We start from the raw sequence: 20,489 nt of genomic DNA, 5'->3' as shown, positions 1-20,489 counted from the left end.
CTCATCTTGAGAAAACTACGAGCCTCGCCTTCGTCAAAAATCCCCTCACACCGCCATACAGGCCCGGTGCCGCCCTCGGCTATACTCCCCAGCATTTCAAATGCCCGAGGTTTTACCGTGAAGAATTGGACATTGCGCCAACGCATCCTGGCGAGTTTTGCGGTGATCATCGCCATCATGCTGTTGATGGTGGTTGTCTCGTATTCACGGTTGTTGAAGATCGAGGACAGTGAAGAAAACGTCCGGGTCGATGCGGTGCCAGGGGTGTATTACAGCTCCATGATTCGCGGTGGCTGGGTTGACAGCTACGTCTTGACCCAACAAATCGTCGGCCTTTCGGGCAACCGGGAAATCACCGCTGAGGATAAGGCCCGCTACCAGGGCTTCGAGCAGCACCTGCGCGAAGAGATGCAGAACTATCAAAAACTGATCCAGAACCCCGCCGACCAAGCCTCTTTCGACGAGTTCGAGGCCAATCACCTGGCGTTCAACCAGGCTATGGCAAAGGTCCTGGACTTGTACCAGCGCAAGGACTACGAAGGGGCGCGGCAGGCTTTGGACAAAGAGCTGACGCCAGAATGGATCGGCGGCCGCGGGCATTTGAATCACATCATCGAGCGCAATCGTGAGCTGGCGGAAAACGCCACCCAGACCATCGGCGATGCGGTAACGGCGGCCAAGGTCGCCATGGGCCTGTCGTTCCTGGTCGCGTTGATCGTCGCCGTACTCTGTGGCCTGCTGTTGATGCGGGCGATCATGGGACCGATGAACCGCATCGTCGAGATCCTCGAGATCATGCGCAGCGGCGACCTGAGCGGGCGCCTGAACCTGGCGCGCAAAGACGAATTCGGTGCAGTGGAAACCGGCTTCAACGACATGATGGCCGAGCTGACCTCACTGGTGTCCCAGGCCCAACGCTCCTCCGTGCAGGTCACCACCTCGGTGACCGAGATCGCCGCCACCTCGCGCCAGCAACAGGCCACGGCCACCGAAACCGCCGCCACCACCACCGAGATCGGCGCGACGTCCCGGGAAATCGCCGCCACCTCCCGAGACCTGGTGCGCACCATGACCGAAGTGTCCACCGCCGCCGATCAGGCTTCGGTGGCCGCCGGCTCCGGTCAGCAAGGCCTGGCGCGCATGGAGGAAACCATGCATTCGGTGATGGGCGCCGCCGACCTGGTGAACGCCAAGCTGGCGATCCTCAACGAGAAGGCCGGCAACATCAACCAGGTGGTGGTGACCATCGTCAAAGTGGCCGACCAGACCAACCTGTTGTCCCTCAACGCGGCCATCGAGGCCGAAAAGGCCGGCGAGTACGGTCGTGGTTTCGCCGTTGTCGCCACTGAAGTACGACGCTTGGCTGACCAGACCGCCGTAGCGACCTATGACATCGAGCAGATGGTGCGCGAGATCCAGTCCGCGGTATCGGCCGGGGTGATGGGCATGGACAAGTTTTCCGAAGAAGTGCGTCGAGGCATGGCCGAAGTGCAACAGGTGGGTGAGCAACTGTCGCAGATCATCCATCAGGTCCAGGCCCTGGCGCCGCGGGTGTTGATGGTCAACGAAGGCATGCAGGCCCAGGCCACCGGTGCCGAGCAGATCAACCACGCCTTGGTGCAACTGGGCGATGCCAGCAGCCAGACCGTGGATTCCCTGCGCCAGGCCAGTTCCGCCATCGACGAGCTGAGCCAGGTAGCCGTAGGGCTGCGCAGCGGCGTCTCGCGTTTCAAAGTCTGATGGGCGAACTCGAGACCCGGCGTGGCGCCGCACCGACGGCCCGCCAGTCGTTGTTCCTGGTGTTCTGCATCGGCAACGAACGTTACGCCCTGCAGGCCATCGATGTGGTGGAAGTGCTGCCGCGCCTGCCCCTCAAGCCGATTGCCCGGGCGCCGTCCTGGGTGGCGGGGGTGTTTGCCTGGCGTGGCACGGTGGTGCCGGTGATCGACCTGTGCGCCTTGACCTTTGGCCAGAGCGCACAGGCCCGGACCAGTACGCGACTGGTGCTGGTGCGCTATCAGGGCGACGCGCAACAAACGGGACAGGTGCTGGGCCTGATCCTGGAACAGGCGACCGACACCGTGCGCTGTGACCCGGCCGATTTCAAACCCTATGGTCTGGACAACCGGCAGGCGCCGTACCTCGGCCCGGTGCGCGAAGATGCCCACGGGTTGCTGCAATGGGTGCGGGTCAATGACCTGCTCGATGAATCCGTTCGGGCGCTGCTGTTTCCTGCGCCGCCGCTGAACCTCGACGACCTCGAGGCAACACCATGAACAACGACCAGCGTTTTTTCGATTTTCTCAAGGAGCGCATCGGCCTGGATGTGACCTCCGTCGGCACCGCGATCATTGAGCGGGCCGTGCGCCAACGCATCATTGCCGTGCCCGGGCGAACCGCCGATGAGTACTGGCAAGGCCTGCAGCATTCGGCCCAGGAGCAGCAAGCGCTGATCGAAGCGGTGATCGTCCCGGAGACCTGGTTCTTCCGCTACCCCGAATCCTTCGCGACCCTCGCCAGGCTGGCCGTCAAGCGCCTGGCCGAGATCAAGCACCTGCGCGCGCTGCGTATCCTCAGCTTGCCGTGTTCCACCGGCGAAGAACCTTATTCGATTGCCATGGCCTTGCTCGACGCAGGCCTGGGGCCACATCAGTTCAAGGTGGACGGCCTGGACGTCAGCCCGCTGTCGGTGGCGCGGGCCAAGGAAGCGCGTTACGGCAGGAATTCCTTCCGTGGCGCGGAGCTGGGTTTTCGCGAGCGTTACTTCGACGCCGAAGACGAGGGCTACCGCCTCAGCGAGCGGGTGCGCGAACAGGTGCGTTTGCAAGTGGGCAACCTGCTGGATCCGGCTTTGTTGGCGAACGAGGCACCTTACGACTTTGTGTTCTGTCGCAACCTGTTGATCTATTTCGACCAGCCGACCCAGCAGCAGGTGTTCGAGGTGCTCAAGCGCCTGACCCATCAGGACGGTGTGCTGTTTATCGGCCCCGCCGAGGGCAGCTTGCTCGGCCGACTGGGCATGCGCTCGATCGGGGTCGCCCAATCGTTCGCCTTCAGCCGCCAGGGGGCACCCGAGCCGCAACCGTTACCGGCCTTGATGCCGACCCCGCTGCCGGTTCGTCAGCCTCCGCCCCGTGTCGTTGCGCCGGTGATTCGGCCGCGACCGTTTGCGGCGAGCGTGACGCCGATTGTCGAGCCCAAAAGCAGCGACGCCGCGACCTTGCTGGCCAATATCGCTGCCCTGGCCAACGGTGGTAAAAGCGCCGAGGCCCGCGTGGCTTGCGAAGCCTACTTGCGCAGCCACGCGCCAAACGCCCAGGTGTTCTATTGGTTGGGCCTGCTCAGCGACATGGCTGGCAGCGCGCTTGAAGCCCAGGGTTTTTATCGCAAGGCGCTTTATCTTGAACCGCAACACGCCGAGGCCCTGGTGCATCTGGCGGCGCTGCTGGCTTCCCAGGGAGACGCGGCCGGAGCCCGTCGATTGCAGGAACGCGCCGCCCGTAGCGGGCGCGCGGCAGACAGTGAGCACAAACGATGAGCGGTTCGGCTTCTTATACCGTCACCCATGACGATGCCCAGGCTATCGACGACTGCTGGAATCGCATCGGGGTGCATGGCGACAAATCCTGTCCTTTGCTGGTCGAGCATATCCATTGCCGCAATTGCTCGGTGTATTCGGCGGCCGCCACCCGGCTGCTCGACCGTTATGCCTTGCCGCAGGATCAGCGGGATCTGTCCCTTGCCCCCGCGGACACCGATGTGGTCACGCGCTCGCTGCTGATGTTCCGCCTCGGCGAGGAATGGCTGGGCCTGACGACGCGCAGCCTGGTGGAAGTGGCGCCGTTGCAGCCGATCCATTCCTTGCCCCACCAGCGCTCGCGGGCCTTGTTGGGCGTGGCGAATGTACGCGGGGCGCTGGTGGCCTGCCTGTCGCTGGTGGAGCTGTTGGACCTGGAGCCCGGCGCGGCGGTGGTTTCCGGCGCACGGGTGATGCCGCGCATGTTGATTGTCGCGGCCAAGGGCGGGCCGGTGGTGGTGCCGGTGGATGAGGTGGACGGCATCCACGCCATCGATGAGCGCATCCTGGCGAGCGCTTCGCAATCGACGGGCAAGTACACCCGTGGTGTGCTGCCCTTCAAGGGCCGCAGCCTGCGCTGGCTGGATGAAGAACAACTGCTGTCCGCCGTGGCTCGGAGCCTGTCATGACCCCTGATCAGATGCGCGACGCCTCGTTGCTGGAGCTGTTCAGCCTGGAAGCCGAAGCCCAGGTCCAGGTGTTGAGTGCCGGCCTGCTGGCCCTGGAGCGCGATCCGACCCAGGCCGATTACCTGGAGTCGTGCATGCGCGCGGCGCATTCCCTCAAGGGTGCGGCACGCATAGTCGGGGTGGACGCCGGGGTTAGCGTGGCCCATGTGATGGAAGATTGCCTGGTCAGCGCCCAGGAGCGGCGCCTGGTGCTGGGCGCTGAACACATCGATGCCTTGCTGCAAGGTACTGACCTGCTGACGCGCATCGCCACCCCGGGCAACAGCGTCGGCGCCCCGGACATCGACGCCTATGTGGCGTTGATGGGGCGTCTGCTTGATCCCAACGCGCCACAGGCCCCGGCAGTGGTCTTACCAAGCGTCGAGACACCGGTCGAGCCGCTACGCATCGAGCTGCCGGAAGTGGAACCGCTCCCGGCAACGGAGCCGGCCCCCAAGCGCAAACGGGTCACCGAAGGCGGCGAGCGGGTCTTGCGGGTCACGGCCGAACGCCTCAACAGCTTGCTCGATCTGTCGAGCAAGTCCCTGGTGGAGACCCAGCGCCTCAAGCCCTGGCTGGCGACGATGCAGCGGCTCAAGCGCCAGCAAAGCAGCGGTTTGCGCGCCCTTGAAGAGCTGAACGTGCACCTCAAGGACCATGCCCTGAGCCTGCAAGCCCAGGAAGCCCTTGGCGATGCTCGCCGTTTGCTCGCCGAAACCCAGCAATTGCTGGCGCAGAAAACCGCCGAGCTGGATGAATTCGCCTGGCAGGCCAGTCAGCGGGCGCAGGTGCTGTATGACACGGCGCTGGCCTGTCGCATGCGCCCGTTCGCCGATGTGCTTTCGGGTCAGGCACGCATGGTCCGTGACCTGGGCCGCAGCCTGGGCAAACAGGTGCGCCTGGAGATTGAAGGCGAGAAGACCCAGGTCGACCGCGATGTGCTGGAAAAGCTCGAAGCGCCGCTGACGCATTTGCTGCGCAATGCCGTGGACCATGGCATCGAATCCCCGGAGCAACGAATACTGGCCGGCAAGCCCGCCGAAGGCCTGATCCGCCTGCGGGCTTCCCATCAGGCTGGCCTGTTGGTGCTGGAGCTGGCGGACGACGGCGCCGGGGTGGACCTGGATCGGGTACGCCGCAGCATCGTCGAGCGTGGCCTTTCCCCTGAGCAAACCGCCGCCAGCCTCAGCGAGGAGGAACTGCTGACCTTCCTGTTCCTGCCCGGTTTCAGCCTGCGCGACAAAGTCACCGAAGTGTCCGGGCGCGGCGTCGGCCTGGACGCGGTCCAGCACATGGTCCGGCAGTTGCGCGGCGCGGTGGTGCTGGAGCAGACGGCGGGCGAGGGCAGTCGTTTCCATCTTGAGGTGCCGCTGACGCTGTCGGTGGTGCGCAGCCTGGTGGTGGAAGTCGGCGATGAAGCGTACGCCTTTCCCCTGGCCCACATCGGACGCATGTGCGACCTGGCGCCGGAGGACATCGTCCAGGTCGAAGGCCGCCAGCATTTCTGGCACGAGGGCCGGCATATCGGGCTGGTCGCCGCCAGCCAATTGCTCAATCGCCCGGCGACGCAAGGCAGCAGCCAGACCCTCAAGGTCGTGGTGATCCGCGAGCGCGAAACGATCTACGGCGTGGCGGTGGAGCGCTTCGTTGGCGAGCGGACCCTGGTGGTCCTGCCCCTGGACGAACGCCTGGGCAAGGTCCAGGACATTTCCGCCGGGGCGTTGCTCGACGATGGCTCAGTGGTGTTGATTGTCGATGTCGAAGACCTGTTGCGTTCGGTGGACAAGTTGCTCGATACCGGACGCCTGGAGCGCATCGCCCGGCAGAACCAGGCCCAGGCCCCGCGCAAGCGGATCCTGGTGGTGGACGATTCCCTGACTGTGCGCGAGCTGCAGCGCAAGTTGTTGCTCAATCGCGGCTACGACGTGGCGGTGGCGGTGGATGGCATGGACGGTTGGAACGCCTTGCGCTCGGAGGATTTCGACTTGCTGATCACCGACATCGACATGCCGCGCATGGACGGTATTGAACTGGTGTCGCTGTTGCGGCGTGACAACCGACTGCAATCGCTGCCGGTGATGGTGGTGTCCTACAAGGACCGCGAAGAGGATCGCCGCCGTGGCCTGGACGCTGGCGCCGACTATTATCTGGCCAAGGCGAGTTTCCACGACGACGCCTTGCTCGACGCCGTGGTTGAATTGATCGGAGGGGCACGCGCTTGAAGATCGCCATCGTCAATGACATGCCCCTGGCGGTCGAAGCCCTGCGCCGCGCCCTGGCGTTCGAGCCGGCGCATCAACTGGTCTGGGTGGCGGCCAATGGGGCCGAGGCGGTGCAGCGCTGCGCCGAATACACCCCGGACCTGATCCTCATGGACTTGTTCATGCCGATCATGGATGGCGTGGAGGCCACCCGAAGGATCATGGCCGACAGTCCCTGCGCTGTTGTGATCGTCACCGGTGACAGCCAGCAGAACGTCCACCGGGTGTTCGAGGCCATGGGCCATGGCGCGCTGGATGTGGTCGATACCCCGGCCCTGGGCGTCGGTAACCCGGCAGATGCGGCGGCGCCGTTGCTGCGCAAGATCACCAACATCGGCTGGCTGATCGGTGAGCGCAACAAGCGTGAACGACCGGTGCCGACGGCGCAGCGTGCGGCAGTGTCGCGCAAGAGCCTGGTGGCCATCGGGTCGTCGGCGGGCGGTCCGGCGGCGCTGGAGGTGCTGCTCAAGGCGCTGCCGCGTAACTTTGCCCCGGCCATCGTGCTGGTCCAGCATGTGGACGAGGTGTTTGCCGCGGGCATGGCCGAGTGGCTGGGCAGTGTCTCGGGCCACACGGTGCGCCTGGCCCGGCACGGCGAGACGCCGCAGAGCGGCACGGTGTTGCTGGCCGGGACCAACCATCATCTGCGTTTGTTGAAGGACGGTACCCTGGCCTACACCGCCGAGCCGGTGAACGAGATCTACCGGCCCTCCATCGACGTGTTTTTTGAAAGTGTCGCCCAGTACTGGAGCGGTGACGCGGTGGGCGTATTGCTCACCGGCATGGGTCGCGACGGTGCACAAGGGCTTAAGCTCATGCGCGAACAGGGCTATGTGACCATCGCCCAGGACCAGCGCAGCAGTGCGGTGTACGGGATGCCCAAAGCGGCGGCCGCCATCGACGCCGCCGCCCATATTCTCGCCCTGGACGCTATCGCGCCTCGGCTGTTGGAGATTTTTACCCCATGAAGAACCCCGCCAGTGTTGCCCCAGGGCGTACTCAGGTAAGCCACCATGAATGATCTGCAGCTAGACGATTTCAAGCGCGATGAGAACGCGGCCATGGTCTTGCTCATCGACGATCAGGCGATGATCGGCGAGGCGGTGCGGCGCGGGCTATCGAACGAAGACAACATCGACTTCCATTTCTGCTCCGATCCTCACCAGGCCATCGCCCATGCGGTTCGCATCAAGCCGACGGTGATTCTCCAGGACCTGGTGATGCCCGGCCTGGATGGCCTGAGCCTGGTGCGCGAGTACCGTAACCATCCGGCCACCCGCGATATCCCGATCATTGTCCTGTCCACCAAGGAGGACCCGCTGGTCAAGAGCGCGGCGTTCGCCGCCGGGGCCAACGACTACCTGGTCAAGTTGCCGGACAACATCGAGCTGGTGGCGCGCATCCGCTATCACTCGCGTTCCTACATGATGCTTTTGCAACGCGACGCGGCCTATCGGGCACTGCGGGTCAGCCAGCAGCAACTGCTCGACACCAACCTGGTGCTGCAACGCTTGATGAACTCCGACGGCCTGACCGGGTTGTCCAATCGTCGCCACTTCGACGAATACCTGGAGTTGGAATGGCGCAGGGCGATGCGCGACCAGAGCCAGCTGTCGCTGCTGATGATCGATGTGGACTACTTCAAGGCCTACAACGACAACTTCGGCCATTTGGAAGGTGACGAAGCGCTGCGCAAGGTCGCCACGGCGATCCGCGAGGCGTGCAGCCGTCCATCCGACTTGCCGGCCCGTTACGGCGGCGAGGAGTTCGCCCTGGTCCTGCCCGGCACCTCGCCGGGCGGCGCCCGGCTGATGGCCGAGAAACTGCGCCAGGGCGTCGTCGCCCTGAAAATCCCCCACACCACGCCCGACGGCGGCGAAAACCTGACCGTCAGCATCGGCGTCTCGACCTTCATCCCCCAGCAGGGTAGCGATTGCCGGCAATTGATCTCGGCGGCGGACAAGGGGCTGTACCTGGCCAAGCACAATGGGCGTAATCGGGTGGGGGTTGAATAAATCCCTGCTTGGCGAAGAGGCTTTTTGTGGTGAGGGGGATTGTGCAGATCAATCCCTGAACCTCATTACCCCTAAAGCCGCCAGGCGGGCTGCCGCTGGCGCTTGATTACGTTATACTCGCCGGCTTTCAAAAGTTCGCCAACGAGTGCTGCCCGCCATGGAAATCAACCCGATCCTTAACACCATCAAGGACCTGTCCGAGCGCTCCGAAACTATTCGGGGGTATCTTTGACTACGATCAAAAGCATGAGCGTCTGACCGAAGTCAATCGCGAGCTTGAAGATCCGAATGTCTGGAACAACCCTTCGTACGCCCAGGAACTGGGCCGCGAGCGTTCTGCGCTGGCGCAGATCGTCGAGACCCTGGACGAGTTGTCCAGCGGCCTGGCCGATTGCCGCGACCTGCTGGACATGGCTGTCGAAGAGAACGATGAGGGCGCGGTCGGCGATGTCGTCGCCGAGCTGACACGTCTCGACGAGAACCTCGCCAAGCTGGAATTCCGTCGCATGTTCAGCGGCGAGATGGACATGAACAACGCCTACCTGGACATCCAGGCCGGCTCCGGCGGCACCGAAGCCCAGGACTGGGCCAACATCCTGCTGCGAATGTACCTGCGCTGGGCTGATAAACGCGGTTTCGACGCCACCATCATGGAACTGTCGGCCGGTGAAGTCGCCGGGATCAAGGGCGCCACCGTGCACATCAAGGGCGAATACGCCTTTGGCTGGCTGCGGACCGAGATCGGCGTGCACCGCCTGGTGCGCAAGAGCCCGTTCGACTCCGGCAACCGCCGCCACACCTCGTTCTCGGCCGTATTCGTTTCGCCGGAAATCGATGACAACATCGAGATCGAGATCAACCCGGCGGACTTGCGCATCGACACCTACCGTTCCTCCGGGGCCGGTGGTCAGCACGTTAACACCACCGACTCGGCCGTACGGATTACCCACGTACCGACCAACACCGTGGTCAGCTGCCAGAACGAGCGTTCCCAGCACGCCAACAAAGACACCGCGATGAAGATGCTCCGGGCTCGCCTGTACGAGCAGGAAGTGCAGAAGCGCAACGCGGCGTCCCAGGCGCTGGAAGACACCAAGTCGGACATCGGCTGGGGTCACCAGATCCGTTCGTACGTGCTCGATGCCTCGCGGATCAAGGATCTGCGGACCAGCATCGAACGCAGCGATTGCGACAAGGTGCTCGATGGCGATATCGATGAATACCTGATCGCCAGCCTCAAACAAGGGCTGTAACGCGACACCCATGCGGCGGGCAGGCATGCTTCCATCAAGGAGCATGACTCGCCCGCAAACTCCGGCCCGGGGCCGGGGGCAACGAACCTGTGATGGAATCCTTAAAGACATGAGCGACCTAGAACTCGACCCGCAAGCCCTGCAACAGGAAGAAAACTCCCTGATCGCCCTGCGCAAGGAAAAGCTTGCTGCCGAGCGCGCCAAGGGCCAGGCCTTCCCCAACGACTTCCGCCGCGACGCCTACTGCGACGTCTTGCAGAAGCAGTATGCGGACAAGACCAAGGAAGAGCTGGCCGAGGCGGCGATTCCAGTCAAGGTGGCCGGTCGTATCGTGCTCGATCGTGGTTCGTTCATGGTGATCCAGGACATGACCGGGCGCCTCCAGGTCTACGTCAACCGCAAGACCCTGCCGGAAGAAACCCTGGCCGCCGTCAAGACCTGGGACCTGGGCGACATCATTGCCGCCGAAGGCACCCTGGCCCGTTCCGGCAAGGGCGACCTGTACGTCGAGATGACCAGCGTGCGCCTGCTGACCAAGTCCCTGCGCCCGCTGCCGGACAAGCACCACGGCCTGACCGACACCGAGCAGCGCTATCGCCAGCGCTACGTCGACCTGATCGTCAACGAAGACGTGCGCCAGACGTTCCGCGTGCGCTCGCAAGTCATCGCCCACATCCGCAGCTTCCTGATGAAGCGTGACTTCCTGGAAGTCGAGACGCCGATGCTGCAGACCATCCCTGGCGGTGCGGCGGCCAAGCCGTTCGAAACCCACCACAACGCCCTGGACATGGAAATGTTCCTGCGTATCGCGCCGGAGCTGTACCTCAAGCGTCTGGTTGTGGGTGGCTTCGAAAAGGTCTTCGAGATCAACCGCAACTTCCGTAACGAAGGTGTTTCGACCCGGCACAACCCCGAGTTCACCATGCTCGAGTTCTACCAGGCCTACGCCGACTACGAAGACAACATGGACCTGACCGAGGAACTGTTCCGCGAGCTGGCCCAGCTTGTTCTCGGGACGACCGACGTGCCGTACGGCGACAAGGTGTTCCACTTCGGCGAGCCGTTCGTGCGCCTGTCGGTGTTCGACTCGATCCTCAAGTACAACCCTGAACTGACTGCCGATGATCTGAACGACATCGAAAAGGCTCGCGCCATCGCCAAGAAGGCCGGTGCCAAGGTGCTCGGCTTCGAAGGTCTGGGCAAGCTGCAAGTGATGATTTTCGAAGAGCTGGTCGAGCACAAGCTGGAGCAGCCGCACTTCATCACCCAGTACCCGTTCGAAGTGTCGCCGCTGGCCCGTCGTAACGACGAGAACCCAAGCGTGACCGACCGTTTCGAGCTGTTCATCGGTGGCCGTGAAATCGCCAACGCCTATTCCGAGCTCAACGATGCAGAAGACCAGGCCGAGCGTTTCATGGCCCAGGTGGCTGACAAGGACGCCGGCGACGACGAAGCCATGCACTACGATGCCGACTTCGTGCGTGCCCTGGAGTACGGCATGCCGCCGACCGCTGGCGAAGGCATCGGCATCGATCGCCTGGTGATGTTGTTGACCAACTCACCGTCGATCCGGGACGTGATTCTCTTCCCGCACATGCGGCCTCAAGCGTAAGTGCTTCAACTAAAAAGCCGCCTGGAAGGGCGGCTTTTTATTGCCTGTCTGGTACAAACGTATCAATTGGTTACTTTTTCAAAGAGCGAGGAAGACCTGTCGTGAATCGTGCAATGGCTTCAGAAGGTGCAGCGGGCGTCGCCACGGCTGTCGCTGAAAGTGTTCAGTACCAGGGCCGCAAGGCCAGCCGACAGGGCAGTGAGCAGCGTCGCCAGGAGATTCTCGACGCGGCCATGCGCATTGTGGTGCGCGACGGCGTGCGAGCCGTGCGTCACCGCGCCGTGGCCGCCGAAGCGGGCGTGCCGCTGTCGGCCACCACGTATTATTTCAAGGACATCGATGACTTGCTCACCGATACCTTCGCCCAGTATGTGGAACGCAGCGCGGCGTTCATGGCCAAGCTGTGGACCAACAACGAAGGCCTGCTGCGGGAAATGGTCGCTTACGGTGACGGCAGCGCCCAATCGCGCTCGCAGCTGGCGGACGACATTGCCCGGATGACCGCCGACTACGTGCAACACCAATTGGACAGTCGCCGTGAATACCTGATGGCCGAACAGGCCTTCCGCCAGGAAGCGCTGCTCAACCCGCGCCTGGCGGTGTTGGTGCGTTCCCACCAGCAGATTTTGCTGCACGGCACCTGTCAGTTTTTCCAGGTATTGGGCTCCCGTGAGCCGCAACAGGATGCCAAAGTGTTGACGGCGATTATCGGACGGATGGAATATCAGGGCTTGCTCAATGGCGCCGAGCCGGTAGCCGATGAAGATATGCTCGGCATCCTGACCCGCTACATGCACCTGGTACTGGCGTCGGTGTAACCCCGAACTGATCGTTCCCACGCTCCGCGTGGGAATGAATCCCGTGACGCTCTGCGTCACAGTGGACGCGGAGCGTCCATGGCTGCATTCCCACGCAGAGCGTGGGAACGATCAACGCGTTGTGTGCCATAGGGAGTTCAAATGAAAGCCTGGCGTGCCGTTGTACTGGCCGTGTCGTTGCTGCTGCTCAGTGGTTGTCTGGTGTCGTTCAAGGCGCCGTTGCCTGACAGCGAAGCGGCGCCCGAGGGCCTGCTCGGTCACTGGACCAGCACCAATGCCTGGGGCGAACCGTTGAACCTGGAGCTGACGAAGGTCGGCAAGCACCGCTACCAGGCCATCAGCTACTTCAGGGCCAGGCCCCATGAGCGCGAAGCCATCCCGCTGACCGTTTCCCGTCATGGCAGCCGCTGGTACGTGTCAGCCAAGGTGCCGGCCCGGTTTGGCGGCCATTATTTGATCGCCGGTTTCGAGTTGACCGACAAGCAAGAATTGGTGGTCTACAACCTGGACCTGGATCAGATCAACCAGGCCATCGCCCAGAAACGCCTCAGCGGCCAGCCGAACCAGAGCGAGGAAGGCGATGGCGTGCTAGTGGACAGCGACATGAACAAGGTTTTCAGTTACCTCGACGACCCGGCCAATTCCGATGTGTTCTCGGAGGCCGTGCGCTACCAGCGGCTGGTCAAATCCCAATAACAGCAACAAGCGGACGTTTTTTCACAGGAGTTCCGGGTGGACGATTACCAGCAGACGATACGCACCTTGTCCGATCGCATTGTGCTGGCGCAAACGCCGATTCGCATCCTCGACGCGGTGAAGTGGGACGAGAACATCCGCAAGGGCTTTCTCAAGGCCAAGGGCAAGGAAATGCCCGCGGTGGATCGCGACTATTACCTCAACCGGCCACTGTCCTTCGATTCGAGCAAGGTGAAGCTGGAGTTCCAGAACATCGAGCGCGACATCACCCGCCAGCTTGGGCAGTTCAACCCGGTTGGCCAGATCATGCGCCGCATGTGCAAGGAATACCGCATGGTGGTGCGCATGCTCGAGGCGCGTGGCACCGAGGATTTCGGGTTGATCTCCCAGGAGCTCTATGGCGCCGCCTCCGATGCTTTCCACGCCGGCGACCCGACCCTGGCCGACCTGGGCCTGATGCTCTCCGATTACCTGAACAACATCGATGGCCGTGGCGACCTCAAGGACGAGCCGAAAGTCCTCAGCGCCAAGGAAGCCGTCAGCCTGCTGCAACACCGCCTCAACCGGGTGTTTGGCGAAGCCGAGGAAACCATCCGGGTGTTCGAGTCCGATGGCATCGTGGCCGACGCAGCGGCGGGCGCGGACTACATCAAGATCCGCACCGATGCGATGTTCAACGAGCGCGACGTACGAGCGCTGGAAGTCCACGAAGGGTTGGTGCACGTCGGCACCACCCTCAACGGCCTCAACCAGCCGATCTGCACCTTCCTGTCCAAGGGCCCACCCTCGTCCACGGTGACTCAGGAAGGCCTGGCGATCCTGATGGAAATCATCACCTTCGCCTCCTACCCGAGCCGCCTGCGCAAACTGACCAACCGCACCCGGGCCATTCACATGGTGGAGGAGGGCGCCGATTTCCTGCAGGTCTTCGAGTTCTTCCGCGAGCAGGGTTTTGAAATGGCCGAAAGCTACGGCAACGCCAGTCGGGTTTTCCGAGGGTCGGTGCCGACGGGGCTGCCATTCACCAAAGACTTGTCCTACCTCAAAGGCTTCATCATGGTTTACAACTACATTCAGTTGGCCGTGCGCAAGGGCAAGCTGGAACAGGTGCCGCTGCTGTTCTGCGGCAAGACCACCCTCGAGGACATGCGCACGTTGCGGCAACTGGTGGACGAAGGCCTGGTCGTACCGCCCAAGTACCTGCCCGAGCAGTTCCGCGACATGAACGCCCTGTCGGCCTGGATGTGTTTCTCCAACTTCCTGAACCACCTGAGCCTGGACCGGATCGAAGCGGATTATTCCAATATCCTCTAATCGCACCACCAATCCCTGTGGGAGCGAGCTTGCTCGCGATAGCGTCAGCACAGTCAGTACGGCTGTGACTGACCCACCGCTATCGCGAGCGAGCTCGCTCCCACAGGGGGACTGCGTTTACTTCTGACTTGCGAGGTTTCACCGGATGCGAACCCTCGGCATCATTTGCCTGCTGCTGGCCCTGAGCGGTTGCAGCTCCCTGCTGTTCTACCCCGAGCACGGCCTGCCGTTCACCCCGGAGCGGGCCAGGCTCGAATACCGCGACGTCACCTTGACCACCGCCGACGGTCTCAAGCTCCACGGCTGGTGGCTGCCGGTCAAACCGGGTGTGGAGGTCAAGGGCACGGTCCTGCATTTGCACGGCAACGGTGGCAACCTGGCCTGGCACCTGGGCGGGAGCTGGTGGTTGCCGGAGCAGGGCTACCAGGTGTTGATGGTCGACTACCGGGGTTATGGCCTGTCCGAAGGCGAGCCGAGCCTGCCGGCGATTTACCAGGACATTGACGCCGCGTTCCAATGGCTCGACCAGGCGCCCGAGGTGCAGGGCAAGCCTCTGGTGCTGCTCGGCCAGAGCCTGGGCGGTGCGCTGGCGGTGCATTACCTGGTCGAGCACCCGCAGCGCCAACGGCAGCTCAAGGCCCTGGTGCTCGATGGCGTGCCTGCCAGCTATCGTGACGTCGGCCGGTTTGCCCTGAGCACCTCGTGGTTGACCTGGCCGTTCCAGGTGCCATTGTCCTGGCTGGTACCGGACGGTGACAGCGCGATCAGTTCCGTGGCGCAATTGAATGGCGTGCCGAAATTGATCTACCACAGCCTGGACGACCCCATCGTGCCCCTTTCCAATGGCATCCGCCTGTATCAAGCTGCGCCGCCGCCGCGGGTCTTGCAGTTGACACGCGGCGGCCATGTGCAGACATTCGCCGACCCAACCTGGCGCACCGTGATGCTGCGCTACCTCGACGACCCCCAGCACTTCGACGGCCTGCGCCGCCTGGGCGAGGTCCCGAATTACCCGAAATCACCCGTTGAATCACCAGAGAGTCCGCAATGAGCGAAGAACGTAACGCCATCCCCCTGATCATCACCGGTATCTGCAGCATCCTCGGCACCGTTGCGACGCTGTGGTACTACGGCTACCTGCACTTCGCCAAGCCCGAGGACGCGTTGCTGCTCAACCAGTTCACCATGCTCAAGACCGTACCGGGCGAGGACTACAAGGTTTCCCTGGAGCCGGCCCCCCAGGTCGCCCAATGCATCGATGGTGTGCTGGTGTTGTTCGACACCGAGCAGAAAGGCCTGACCGGCGTGCTGATCAACGAGAAGAAACGCGCGGTGCGCTGCATGGGCCAGGAAACGCCGCAGAAACTTCAGCCATAAGCGAGACCCCTGTGGGAGCGAGCTTGCTCGCGATAGCGGTGGTTCAGCAGCATAAATAGTGCCTGACACGCCGCCATCGCGAGCAAGCTCGCTCCCACAGGGGTTGTGTACAGCCAAACCTATTCGGCCATGAAAAAAGCCCCGCCTGACTAGAAATCAGGCGGGGCTTTTTTGTTGCTCTCAGCCGATCAGTTGGCGCTCATGGTCGAACGTGGGGCCACTGGCTGGTTGTCGTTGGAGATGGTCACTTCCACGCGCCGGTTCATGGCACGGCCCGAGACGCTGGTGTTGTCAGCCACCGGGAATTCCTTGCCGTAGCCCTGTGTCACGATGCGAGCCGGGTCGACGCCCATCTTCACCAGCGCGAGTTGCACAGAACTGGCGCGGCGCTCGGACAGGGACTGGTTATAGGAATCCGAACCGGTGCTGTCGGTGTAGCCTTCGATGATCACCTTGCGGTCCGGGTTTTCCTGGAGGAACTGCGCCAGTTTGCTCACATTCGTCATGCCGCTGGCGCGCAGGTCGGACTTGTTGGTGGCGAACAGCACGTCGCCGAAGGTCACCAGCGTACCGCGTTCGGTCTGCTTGGCGTTGAGGCTGTCCTGCAGTTGCTTGATCTGCGCATTACGCGCATCGAGCAGGGCACGGGCACGTTCGTCACCGGCGTTTTTAAGCTCGGCTTCGGCGTTGCGCAGGGCGATGGTCTGCTTGGCCACTTCGACGCGCTGGTTGGTCAAGTAGGCCAACTGGTCGACCTTGGCTTCGTCTTCCTTGTCCATGTAGGCCTTGTCAGCCTTGGCCAGGAAGTCGGCGGCGTCCTTGGTTTCCAATGCAGCCACTTTGGTCGCCGCTGGATCAGCCTGCAGGCCGTTGTAGTTGGTCCGTGCCTGTTCCAGGTTCGCGTTCGGGTCGTGGGAGCAAGCGGCCAGGGCTACGCAGGCAGCGAGCAGGGCGGGCATCATCAAGTGTTTGTGCATCATAGTCTGTCGTCCTTTTATCAATGAGAAGTACGTCGTGGCGTGAACGGCTTACTGAACCTTGTTCATGCCTTCCTGACGCAGTTCCTGAACCCCTTTCTGAGAGTCCTTGAGTGCTTGTTCGGCCTTGGCGGCCTGAGCCTTGCGCTCGGCGACGCGGGCGTCCCACTCGGCCTGTTCGGCCAGACGCTTGGCTTCGTCGTATTTCTTGTCATGCATGGCGATTTCGGCCTGCTTGAGTTTGTCCTGGGCCGATTTCATTTCCACAGCCGCGAATTCGGTACCGCCGGCGCTGACGGCGCTATTGACCGCCGATTGGGTCACCGCGTACTGCTCCGAAGGTGGATTACCGGCGCAACCGGCGAGAATGAAGCTGCTACCGATCGCCAGGGCAGCCAACTTCAAGCCGCGCAGGCCAGTGGACGAGGGTTTGGCAGTGCAGGTATTCATAGGCTTCAACTCCATTGGAAAACTCCTGAAAAAACTACAAATCCATGCTGGGACCGAAGCCGTGACGTCTGGTTTGGTGCTGGCGCCAAGGCGCGTTTATTTAAACAACCGTTCCAGTATGGTTACTCGGTGTGACCCGAGGCGTTTTTCAAAAGTTCAGCGAAGATGGCCATTCGCCAAAAGAATTACTGACTGATCGGTCAGTCGCAGAAAAGCTGAACTTTCAAGGCGCGCAGCGGTATTCCGGCGCGGGTGGGAAAGCATCGCGCCGGAAAGTCGCAACCAGGAATGAAAGCGGTCAGTGTTTGGATTTGTCGTTCTGCGAGGAAAGTTCGTGCAGATGCCGCCGGGACAAGGCGAGGAATCGCGGGGTCGGACCCACGTCTTCGTACAGCGGGTCGCCTTCTTCATCGGTCGCGACGACTTGCGAACCCTTGATGTAGGGGAAGCTTGCTTCCAGCTCTTCCAGTGCCGCCCCGATCAGCTCGCCGAGCAGCTCCTCGGGCTGGCGCTTGGGGTACATGTCGCAGATCGCCGCCAGCCGTGCGGCGGCTTCCACGTCCAGATGAATCGTGTAGCCAGTCTGGGTCAGACGGCCCTTGGCGTTTTCTTCCCAATGCTGGGCAAGCTCACGAATTTTCATGATGACCTCAATAAGCCTGCTCGTGGCAGGCGCGGTGAGTGACAAGCCGTGGTGTGGCTTAATCATGAGACTAGCTTTGTCCTGCAAGGTTTAAAGTCCCTTCGTCGCTTGTCAGAAACGGTGGGCATCGGCACTCTCTAATCCAAGAGCTGTCCGGACTTTTTTGCTGGAGAAATGCTGATGACCGATATCGATGCACGCTTGCGCGAAGACGTTCACCTGCTCGGTGAGCTATTGGGCAACACCATCCGTGAACAATACGGGGACACGTTTCTCGACAAGATCGAGCAGATCCGCAAGGGTGCCAAGGCTGATCGACGCGGTTCCGTGGACGCCGAACTCAGCGCCAGCCTCAACCAGTTGAGCGAGGACGAACTGCTGCCGGTGGCGCGGGCGTTCAACCAGTTTCTCAACCTGGCCAACATCGCCGAGCAATACCAACTTATCCACCGCCGCGAAGAATCGCAGCCGGAACCCTTCGAGGCGCGGGTGTTGCCCGAGTTGCTCGCCCGGTTGCGGGCCGAAGGCCATGGCGCAGAGGCCCTGGCCCGGCAATTGGGGCGGCTGGAGATCGAATTGGTTCTCACGGCCCACCCCACGGAAGTGGCTCGCCGTACGCTGATCCAGAAATACGACGCCATTGCCGCGCAATTGGCCGCCCAGGATCACCGCGACCTGACCAGCGCCGAGCGCGCGCAGATTCACGAACGCCTGCAACGCTTGATCGCCGAAGCCTGGCACACTGAAGAAATCCGCCGCACCCGGCCGACCCCGGTGGACGAGGCCAAGTGGGGGTTCGCGGTAATCGAGCACTCGCTGTGGCAGGCCATTCCCAATTACCTGCGCAAGGCTGACCAGGCGCTGCATGCCGCCACCGGCTTGCGCCTGCCGCTGGAGGCCGCGCCGATCCGTTTTGCCTCGTGGATGGGCGGCGACCGTGACGGCAACCCGAATGTTACCGCCGCCGTGACCCGCGAGGTGCTGTTGCTGGCGCGGTGGATGGCGGCGGACCTGTACCTGCGTGACGTCGATCAACTGGCGGCCGAGCTGTCGATGCAACACGCCAGCGAGGCCTTGCGTGCCCAGGCCGGCGACAGCGCCGAACCTTATCGCGCCGTGCTCAAGCAACTGCGTGAACGCCTGCGCGCCACTCGCAACTGGGCCCACGCCTCCCTGAGCGCCGCCACGCCGCCAAGCGCCGATGTGTTGCAGCACAACCGCGAGCTGCTGGACCCCCTGGAGCTGTGCTACCACTCGTTGCACGAATGCGGCATGGGCGTGATTGCCGACGGGCCGCTGCTAGATTGCCTGCGCCGGGCAGTGACCTTCGGCCTGTTCCTGGTGCGCCTCGACGTGCGCCAGGACTCGACGCGCCATACCGCTGCCATGACGGAAATAACCGACTACCTGGGCCTGGGGCGCTATGAGGATTGGAACGAGGAGCAGCGCATCAGCTTCTTGCTGGCGGAACTGAGCAACCGGCGTCCGCTGCTGCCGGCCCATTTCAAGCCATCGGCTGACACGGCGGAAGTTTTGGCGACGTGCCGGGAAGTGGCTGCGGCGCCAGCGGCATCCCTGGGTTCCTACGTGATCTCCATGGCCGGTGCGGCTTCCGATGTCCTCGCGGTGCAGCTGTTATTGAAGGACGCCGGCGTGTTGCGGCCAATGCGGGTGGTGCCGCTGTTCGAGACCCTGGCCGACCTGGACAACGCCGGGCCGGTGATCGAGCGGCTGTTGCTGCTGCCCGGCTATCGCTCGCGGCTGCAAGGTCCTCAGGAAGTGATGATCGGCTATTCCGATTCGGCCAAGGACGCCGGGACCACCGCGGCGGCCTGGGCGCAGTATCGGGCCCAGGAGCGGTTGGTGGACATCTGCCGCGAGCAGCAAGTCGAACTGCTGTTGTTCCATGGTCGCGGCGGCACCGTGGGCCGTGGTGGTGGTCCGGCGCACGCGGCGATCCTGTCCCAGCCGCCGGGTTCGGTGGCCGGGCGTTTCCGTACCACTGAGCAAGGTGAAATGATTCGTTTCAAATTCGGCCTGCCGGACATCGCCGAACAGAACCTCAACCTTTATCTCGCTGCGGTGCTTGAAGCGACGCTGCTGCCACCGCCGCCGCCCACGCCGCAGTGGCGGCACCTGATGGACGAACTGGCGGCCGATGGCGTCAAGGCCTACCGCGCCGTGGTGCGGGAAAACCCGCAATTTGTCGAGTACTTCCGCCAGTCCACCCCCGAGCAGGAACTGGGGCGCCTGCCCCTGGGCAGCCGTCCGGCCAAGCGTCGGGCCGGTGGCATCGAAAGCCTGCGGGCGATCCCGTGGATCTTCGGCTGGACCCAGACCCGCCTGATGCTGCCGGCCTGGCTCGGCTGGGAAACCGCACTGAGCAAGGCCCTGGAGCGTGGCGAAGGTGAGTTGCTGGGGCAGATGCGCGAGCAATGGCCGTTCTTCCGGACCCGCATCGACATGCTGGAGATGGTGCTGGCCAAGGCCGACGCCGATATTGCCCGCTCCTACGACGAGCGTTTGGTGGAACCTGGGCTGCTGCCTTTGGGTGCGCATTTACGCGACCTATTGTCGCAGGCCTGCTCGGTGGTCCTTGGGTTGACCGGTCAGTCGCAGCTACTGGCACATAGCCCAGCCACGCTGGAATTCATTCGTCTGCGCAACACTTACCTTGACCCGCTGCACCTGTTGCAGGCCGAACTGTTGGCGCGCTCGCGGCAGCAGGATGTAGCCCAGGGCAGCCCCGTGGAACAGGCGTTGCTGGTGTCTGTGGCGGGGATTGCCGCCGGTTTGCGCAATACCGGCTAAGGTTAGGCAGCGCACCG

General features: G+C 62.9%; 18 protein-coding genes. 15 read left to right on the top strand and 3 right to left on the bottom strand.

The window, feature by feature from the left end; all coding sequences use genetic code 11:
- The first annotated feature begins 117 nt into the window (after positions 1–117).
- The 14 genes from F7R20_RS13505 (at position 118) to F7R20_RS13440 (ending at position 15,591) form a co-directional block, all read left to right on the top strand.
- Positions 118–1,740: a methyl-accepting chemotaxis protein gene (locus F7R20_RS13505; protein ID WP_003198136.1), complete on the top strand. Its 1,623-nt coding sequence runs from the start codon at positions 118–120 to the stop codon at positions 1,738–1,740.
- Positions 1,740–2,276 carry a chemotaxis protein CheW gene (locus F7R20_RS13500; RefSeq protein WP_003198139.1) on the top strand — a complete coding sequence of 179 codons (537 nt, stop codon included), beginning with the start codon at positions 1,740–1,742 and terminating at the stop codon, positions 2,274–2,276. Before F7R20_RS13505 ends, F7R20_RS13500 begins: the two co-directional genes overlap by 1 nt.
- Complete coding sequence (locus F7R20_RS13495) at positions 2,273–3,538, top strand: CheR family methyltransferase (RefSeq protein WP_003198140.1); 1,266 nt, start codon at positions 2,273–2,275, stop codon at positions 3,536–3,538. Before F7R20_RS13500 ends, F7R20_RS13495 begins: the two co-directional genes overlap by 4 nt.
- A complete protein-coding gene (locus tag F7R20_RS13490; protein WP_003198143.1) occupies positions 3,535–4,206 on the top strand; it encodes a chemotaxis protein CheW in 672 nt (223 codons plus the stop codon). Before F7R20_RS13495 ends, F7R20_RS13490 begins: the two co-directional genes overlap by 4 nt.
- Entirely contained in the window at positions 4,203–6,467 is a 2,265-nt protein-coding gene (locus F7R20_RS13485; RefSeq protein WP_003198145.1) for a hybrid sensor histidine kinase/response regulator, read from the top strand. The genes F7R20_RS13490 and F7R20_RS13485 overlap by 4 nt, the downstream gene beginning before the upstream one ends.
- The gene (gene cheB, locus F7R20_RS13480) at positions 6,464–7,474 is read left to right on the top strand and encodes a chemotaxis response regulator protein-glutamate methylesterase (RefSeq protein WP_003198147.1); all 1,011 of its coding nucleotides are present in this window, start codon (positions 6,464–6,466) and stop codon (positions 7,472–7,474) included. The genes F7R20_RS13485 and cheB overlap by 4 nt, the downstream gene beginning before the upstream one ends.
- A gap of 45 nt (positions 7,475–7,519) precedes the next feature.
- Entirely contained in the window at positions 7,520–8,521 is a 1,002-nt protein-coding gene (locus F7R20_RS13475; RefSeq protein WP_003198149.1) for a diguanylate cyclase domain-containing protein, read from the top strand.
- Between the two features lie 157 nt (positions 8,522–8,678).
- Positions 8,679–9,774 (top strand): peptide chain release factor 2 gene (gene prfB, locus F7R20_RS13470; RefSeq protein WP_095963568.1). Its coding sequence is split into 2 segments (ribosomal slippage): positions 8,679–8,750 and positions 8,752–9,774, totalling 1,095 coding nucleotides; the frame shifts between segments, so codons are not numbered across the junction.
- Positions 9,775–9,883: 109 nt separating this feature from the next.
- Positions 9,884–11,386 (top strand): lysine--tRNA ligase, encoded by a 1,503-nt coding sequence (gene lysS / locus F7R20_RS13465; RefSeq protein ID WP_003198151.1) that lies wholly within the window; start codon positions 9,884–9,886, stop codon positions 11,384–11,386.
- 101 nt (positions 11,387–11,487) lie between these two features.
- Positions 11,488–12,204, top strand: coding sequence for a TetR/AcrR family transcriptional regulator (locus tag F7R20_RS13460; protein ID WP_003198153.1), 717 nt, complete (start codon positions 11,488–11,490; stop codon positions 12,202–12,204).
- Positions 12,205–12,345: 141 nt separating this feature from the next.
- Positions 12,346–12,900, top strand: coding sequence for a hypothetical protein (locus tag F7R20_RS13455; RefSeq protein WP_003198156.1), 555 nt, complete (start codon positions 12,346–12,348; stop codon positions 12,898–12,900).
- 36 nt (positions 12,901–12,936) lie between these two features.
- Entirely contained in the window at positions 12,937–14,214 is a 1,278-nt protein-coding gene (locus tag F7R20_RS13450; RefSeq protein WP_003185001.1) for a flavohemoglobin expression-modulating QEGLA motif protein, read from the top strand.
- A gap of 145 nt (positions 14,215–14,359) precedes the next feature.
- A complete protein-coding gene (locus F7R20_RS13445) occupies positions 14,360–15,265 on the top strand; it encodes an alpha/beta hydrolase (protein ID WP_003198158.1) in 906 nt (301 codons plus the stop codon).
- On the top strand, positions 15,262–15,591 hold the full coding sequence (locus tag F7R20_RS13440; RefSeq protein ID WP_003198160.1) for a hypothetical protein: 330 nt from the start codon (positions 15,262–15,264) through the stop codon (positions 15,589–15,591). The genes F7R20_RS13445 and F7R20_RS13440 overlap by 4 nt, the downstream gene beginning before the upstream one ends.
- Before the next feature lie 188 nt (positions 15,592–15,779).
- On the opposite strand, the gene F7R20_RS13435 is transcribed toward F7R20_RS13440, so the two are convergent.
- From F7R20_RS13435 to F7R20_RS13425, 3 genes are all read right to left on the bottom strand, one after another.
- Positions 15,780–16,568 carry an OmpA family protein gene (locus tag F7R20_RS13435; protein ID WP_027913149.1) on the bottom strand — a complete coding sequence of 263 codons (789 nt, stop codon included), beginning with the start codon at positions 16,566–16,568 and terminating at the stop codon, positions 15,780–15,782.
- Between the two features lie 51 nt (positions 16,569–16,619).
- Positions 16,620–17,033, bottom strand: coding sequence for a DUF4398 domain-containing protein (locus F7R20_RS13430; protein WP_003198164.1), 414 nt, complete (start codon positions 17,031–17,033; stop codon positions 16,620–16,622).
- Between the two features lie 283 nt (positions 17,034–17,316).
- On the bottom strand, positions 17,317–17,661 hold the full coding sequence (locus tag F7R20_RS13425; protein ID WP_003198166.1) for a hypothetical protein: 345 nt from the start codon (positions 17,659–17,661) through the stop codon (positions 17,317–17,319).
- A 180-nt stretch (positions 17,662–17,841) separates the two neighbouring features.
- Between F7R20_RS13425 and ppc the strand changes: the two genes are divergently transcribed.
- The gene (gene ppc, locus F7R20_RS13420) at positions 17,842–20,472 is read left to right on the top strand and encodes a phosphoenolpyruvate carboxylase (protein WP_003198168.1); all 2,631 of its coding nucleotides are present in this window, start codon (positions 17,842–17,844) and stop codon (positions 20,470–20,472) included.
- Positions 20,473–20,489: the final 17 nt, after the last annotated feature.

Origin of the sequence: Pseudomonas brassicacearum subsp. brassicacearum (genome assembly GCF_008801605.1) — a bacterium.
Classification (GTDB): Bacteria; Pseudomonadota; Gammaproteobacteria; order Pseudomonadales; family Pseudomonadaceae; genus Aquipseudomonas; species Aquipseudomonas brassicacearum.
Note: the sequence above shows the minus strand (reverse complement) of the source record. Positions and strands in the feature narration are given on the sequence as shown.

Bases quoted from the DNA above. Each gene is read 5' to 3' on its own strand.
- F7R20_RS13500 (WP_003198139.1), top strand. From the start codon at position 1,740: ATGGGCGAACTCGAGACCCGGCGTGGCGCCGCACCGACGGCCCGCCAG.
- F7R20_RS13495 (WP_003198140.1), top strand. From the start codon at position 2,273: ATGAACAACGACCAGCGTTTTTTCGATTTTCTCAAGGAGCGCATCGGC.
- F7R20_RS13490 (WP_003198143.1), top strand. From the start codon at position 3,535: ATGAGCGGTTCGGCTTCTTATACCGTCACCCATGACGATGCCCAGGCT.
- F7R20_RS13485 (WP_003198145.1), top strand. From the start codon at position 4,203: ATGACCCCTGATCAGATGCGCGACGCCTCGTTGCTGGAGCTGTTCAGC.
- F7R20_RS13475 (WP_003198149.1), top strand. From the start codon at position 7,520: ATGAATGATCTGCAGCTAGACGATTTCAAGCGCGATGAGAACGCGGCC.
- lysS (WP_003198151.1), top strand. From the start codon at position 9,884: ATGAGCGACCTAGAACTCGACCCGCAAGCCCTGCAACAGGAAGAAAAC.
- F7R20_RS13455 (WP_003198156.1), top strand. From the start codon at position 12,346: ATGAAAGCCTGGCGTGCCGTTGTACTGGCCGTGTCGTTGCTGCTGCTC.
- F7R20_RS13445 (WP_003198158.1), top strand. From the start codon at position 14,360: ATGCGAACCCTCGGCATCATTTGCCTGCTGCTGGCCCTGAGCGGTTGC.
- F7R20_RS13440 (WP_003198160.1), top strand. From the start codon at position 15,262: ATGAGCGAAGAACGTAACGCCATCCCCCTGATCATCACCGGTATCTGC.
- F7R20_RS13435 (WP_027913149.1), bottom strand. From the start codon at position 16,568: ATGCACAAACACTTGATGATGCCCGCCCTGCTCGCTGCCTGCGTAGCC.
- F7R20_RS13430 (WP_003198164.1), bottom strand. From the start codon at position 17,033: ATGGAGTTGAAGCCTATGAATACCTGCACTGCCAAACCCTCGTCCACT.
- F7R20_RS13425 (WP_003198166.1), bottom strand. From the start codon at position 17,661: ATGAAAATTCGTGAGCTTGCCCAGCATTGGGAAGAAAACGCCAAGGGC.
- ppc (WP_003198168.1), top strand. From the start codon at position 17,842: ATGACCGATATCGATGCACGCTTGCGCGAAGACGTTCACCTGCTCGGT.